The organism is Gryllotalpicola sp. CP2-P1 (genome assembly GCF_057512245.1).
Window position 1 is genome coordinate 1 of sequence record NZ_JBLRDT010000221.1, and the last position, 3,926, is coordinate 3,926.

A 3,926-nucleotide genomic window follows, 5' to 3' on the forward strand; every position below is an offset into this window, starting at 1 on the left:
CCCTCGCCGCCCAGCACCTCCATGCCGAGGCGCAGCGTCGCGAACACCGAATAGAGCTGGGCGCGCATGAAGTTCGCGAGAGTCAGTGAGCTGCCAGGCGTGCGCACGACCAGCGGGCGCCCCTCGTCGAGCCCCGCGATCGGCTCGCCCGACAGGAAGTTGTAGGCGAGCAGCCCGCCGGCGTCGGCGTCGCCGTCGGCGGCCGCCCCGAGCAGGGCGGCGAAGACGGTGTCGCTGTCGGCGGCCGCGCCGAGCCGCTGCGCGAACTGGCCGAAGACCGATGCCCACGCGCCGAGCTCGCTCGCACCGTTGTTGCAGTGCACCATGGCGACGGGGGCGCCGTCGGGCGTCGCGACCACGTCGATCTCGGGGTGCACGGCCGCAAGGGCCTGCTCGAGCACGACCATCGCGAACACGCTCGTGCCGACGCTGACGTTCCCGGTGCGCGGGGCGACCGCGCCGGTCGCCACCATTCCGGTGCCCGCGTCGCCCTCGGGCGGGCAGAGGCGGATGCCCGGCTGCAGCGTGCCGCTCGGGTCGAGCAGCGCCGCGCCCTCCGGCGTGAGGGCGCCCGCGTCGGCCCCCGCCGGCAGCACCTCGGGCAGCAGGGCGGAAAGGGACAGCTCAGGCAGGCGGCGGCCGATCAGCTCATCGGCGACGCGCAGCTTCGCCGCGTCGTAGCCGCCGGTCGCCGGGTCGATCGGGAACATGCCGGAGGCGTCCCCCACCCCTGCGACGAAGCGCCCGGTGAGGCGCCAGTGCACGTAGACCGCGAGCGTCATGAGCTTGTCGACGTGCGGCACGTGCGGCTCGTCGTCGAGCACCGCCTGGTAGAGGTGGGCGACCGACCAGCGCAGCGGCACGTTGAAGCCGAGCGCCTCGGTGAGCTCGGCCGCGGCCGGCCCTGTCGAGGTGTTGCGCCAGGTGCGGAAGGGAACGAGCAGCTCGCCCTCGTCGTCGAAGGCGAGGTAGCCGTGCATCATCGCCGAGACGCCGATGGCGGCGAGCGTGACCGGGCGCACCCCGTGGCGTGCCTCGGCCTCGGCCGCGAGTTCGGCGTAGGCGGCCTGCAGGCCCGACCAGACGGCGTCGAGCGAGTAGCTCCAGCGCCCATCGACGAGCTCGTTCTCCCACTCGTGGCCGCCGACGGCGAGCACCGTCGAGTCCGGGCCGATCAGGCAGGCCTTGATGCGCGTCGAGCCGAACTCGACGCCGAGGCTGGCCTTCCCCTCGATGATGATCTGGCGGACGTCTTCCGTCACAGTTCCGGCACAACCCCTTCGTCGTCGCACAGCGCCCGCTCGGCCGCTGCGACCGGTCACCGTCGCGGGATTGTGACCGGTTCGCAAGAGAGGCTATGCGCAGGCATCCGCTCACGTCAAAATCGCGTCATCTCTTCGGCACGGATGCCTGTGAACCGGTCACATCCGTGTCGGTACGCTTCTTCGTGTGACCGGTCAAGCAGATGCGCCGTCCGAGGTGCCGCACGTCGCCAACATCCGTGACGTCGCGCGCGAGGCCGGGGTCTCGTACCAGACCGTGTCACGGGTGCTCAACGGGCACCCGAACATCCGGGCAGAGACTCGGCAGCGGGTGCTCGACGCGGTGGCGCGTCTCGACTTCCGGCCGAACCGCGCCGCCCGCATGCTCGCGACCAGCCGCAGCCACACGATCGGGGTGCTGGCCGCGATCAACGGCTCGTACTACGGCCCGACCAGCAGCATCGCCGCCATCGAGGACGCGGCGCGCGAGGCCGGGTACTCGACGATGCTCGCGAACCCGCGCGTCGTCGACGCCAGCTCGCTGCGGGAAGCCGTGCGCCACCTCATCGACGAGGGGGTCGAGGGCATCGTGGTGCTCGCGCCGCAGACGCGCACCGCCCAGGTGCTCGCCGACCTCGGCGCCCCGATCCCCATCGTCACGATGCAGACCGAGCTGCGCGATGCCGACGCGGGCCTCTCTGTCGACAACGAGCTCGGTGCGGCGATCGCCGCGCAGCACCTGCTCGGCCTCGGGCACCGCCGCATCGCCCTCGTCGCCGGGCCCGACGACTGGTCGGAGGCGCTCGCACGCACCCGCGGATTCGAGGGCGCGCTGCGCGATGCGGGGCTCGAGCCGACCGCCGTCGCCGCGGGCGACTGGACCGCCGAGTCGGGCTACCTCGCCTTCCAGCAGCTGCGCGGTCACGGGTTCACCGCCGTGTTCTGCGCGAACGACCAGATGGCGCTCGGGCTGATGCACGCCGCCGTCGAGCGCGGGCTGCGGGTGCCAGAGCAGCTGTCGGTGGTCGGCTTCGACGACGTGCCGGAATCCGCCCACTACCTGCCGCCGCTCACGACCATCCGTCAGGACTTCGACGAGCTCGGCCGCCGCGCGGTCGCCACGCTGCTCGCCCGGGTCGAGGGCAGTCCGCTCGAGTTCCCCACGGCGCTGCCCCCGCGCCTCACGGTGCGCGCGTCGACGATGGGGGCGCCCGTCTGACACGCGCTGCCGGCCGCCCGCTGGTCGCTTCGCGGCCATATGTGATCCAAATGTGATCACATTTTCTGGCCGCCCAACTCGGCGCGTCGGATGCAAGTCCCCCGATCCGAGCGCAGTTATCTCCCACACGCCATCGAGCGGGTCCGAGGCTGGGCCGACGAACTCGCGGGCGCGGGTGCGCGACACAGCCTGCGGCTCGACGGGGACTGGACTCCGCGAGCAGCTACTCCGCCGGGGCAGAGCTGCACGTCGTGCGCTCGCGGGGGGGTACAGCGTGCCGCGCGATATGAGCGTCATCGGCGTGGAGCGCGTGGTGTCGCTTCTCGATGACGGCGAGTCCCCGGTCGACTCCCGGCTGATCTCCGCGCGCCACGCCATTCGCGAGTCGATGACGGCTTTCGTGCGCGCCGAGGGCTGACCGCGCTCTCGATCGAATCTTCGTTTGGTTTTTTTGCCAGCCATGGCACATCTGTTTCGAAGCTGTGTGTTATGATGGTGGCGTCCCCGCGCCACGAGGATGAGAGTACGGATGCCGCAGGCCGAGCCTGCCTGGCGTTCGGAGTGTGACCTGGAAGGGGTCGTGCCGTGGCTGCTGTGGGGCAGGGTCTGCGTGAGGCGTTCGAGCGCGTCACGGCGATGATGCCGGCTGCCACCGACCTTCTGAGCGATGACCAGCTGGTCGGCTTCGCGCAGGCGGTGGAGGAGCTGTCTCGGAAGGTCGAGGCGCTGCAGCTCGCCGTCGCCCGCGAGTTCGACCACCGCACCGACGAGACGCTCGGTGAGGACTCACTTGCCCGGCGGCTGGGGGCGCGGAAAGCCTGGGGTGCGCTGGAGACCGTGACGCGCACGTGCGCGAAGGACGCCCGGGAACGGGTGCTGGAATCGCGGCGGCTGGCGAAGCTCCCCGTCATCGAGACCGCCGTGCACGAGGGCGTGCTCGGCCGGGCGCAGGCGGCGGCGATCATCGACCCGCTGATCGAGGCCGCAGACCGCGCGGAGGCCGCGCTGATGACCGCCGCGTGCGAGAACCTCATCGAACTCTCGAAAGCACTGCCGGCCACCGCGGTCGTCGAAGCCGCTGAAGCATGGAAGCTGGTACTCGACCCCGACGGCACCGAACCGGTCGAGAAAGCCGCCATCGAGAAGCGGTTCTTCCGCCTCGGACACGCTCGAGACGGCCTCTGAGACTCACCGGGCTGCTACCCGTCGAGCAGGCCGCCGCCATCCGCGCCGTCCTCGACGCCTACGTCAACCCACGCACCGGCTCATCCGTCGCGTTCACCCCCGGTGCGGGCACAGCTGCCGATGCTGCCGAGAACGACGATGCCACCGAGAACGACAGTGCGGACGGGACAGCGAAGCCGCTCCTGCTCGCCTCCGAGACTCAACCGCCCACAGACACCCGCACGAGGGATCAGAAGCAAGCCGACGTGCTCCACGCCGTG

Annotated in this window: 4 protein-coding genes; 3 read left to right on the plus strand and 1 reads right to left on the minus strand. The window is 71.2% G+C overall.

The features are described 5' to 3' along the window. Positions 1-1,262, minus strand: a 1,262-nt coding sequence (locus ACM2XV_RS13110; protein ID WP_487027243.1) for an FGGY-family carbohydrate kinase, incomplete at its 3' end; no start/stop codon positions are given. A 187-nt stretch (positions 1,263-1,449) separates the two neighbouring features. Here ACM2XV_RS13110 and ACM2XV_RS13115 point away from each other — a divergent pair. The 3 genes from ACM2XV_RS13115 (at position 1,450) to ACM2XV_RS13125 (ending at position 3,666) form a co-directional block, all read left to right on the plus strand. Next, a complete protein-coding gene (locus tag ACM2XV_RS13115; RefSeq protein ID WP_487027244.1) occupies positions 1,450-2,481 on the plus strand; it encodes a LacI family DNA-binding transcriptional regulator in 1,032 nt (343 codons plus the stop codon). A gap of 286 nt (positions 2,482-2,767) precedes the next feature. Continuing rightward, positions 2,768-2,899, plus strand: coding sequence for a hypothetical protein (locus ACM2XV_RS13120; RefSeq protein ID WP_487027245.1), 132 nt, complete (start codon positions 2,768-2,770; stop codon positions 2,897-2,899). 167 nt (positions 2,900-3,066) lie between these two features. Beyond that, positions 3,067-3,666, plus strand: coding sequence for a DUF222 domain-containing protein (locus ACM2XV_RS13125; protein ID WP_487027246.1), 600 nt, complete (start codon positions 3,067-3,069; stop codon positions 3,664-3,666). Positions 3,667-3,926 lie beyond the last annotated feature (260 nt).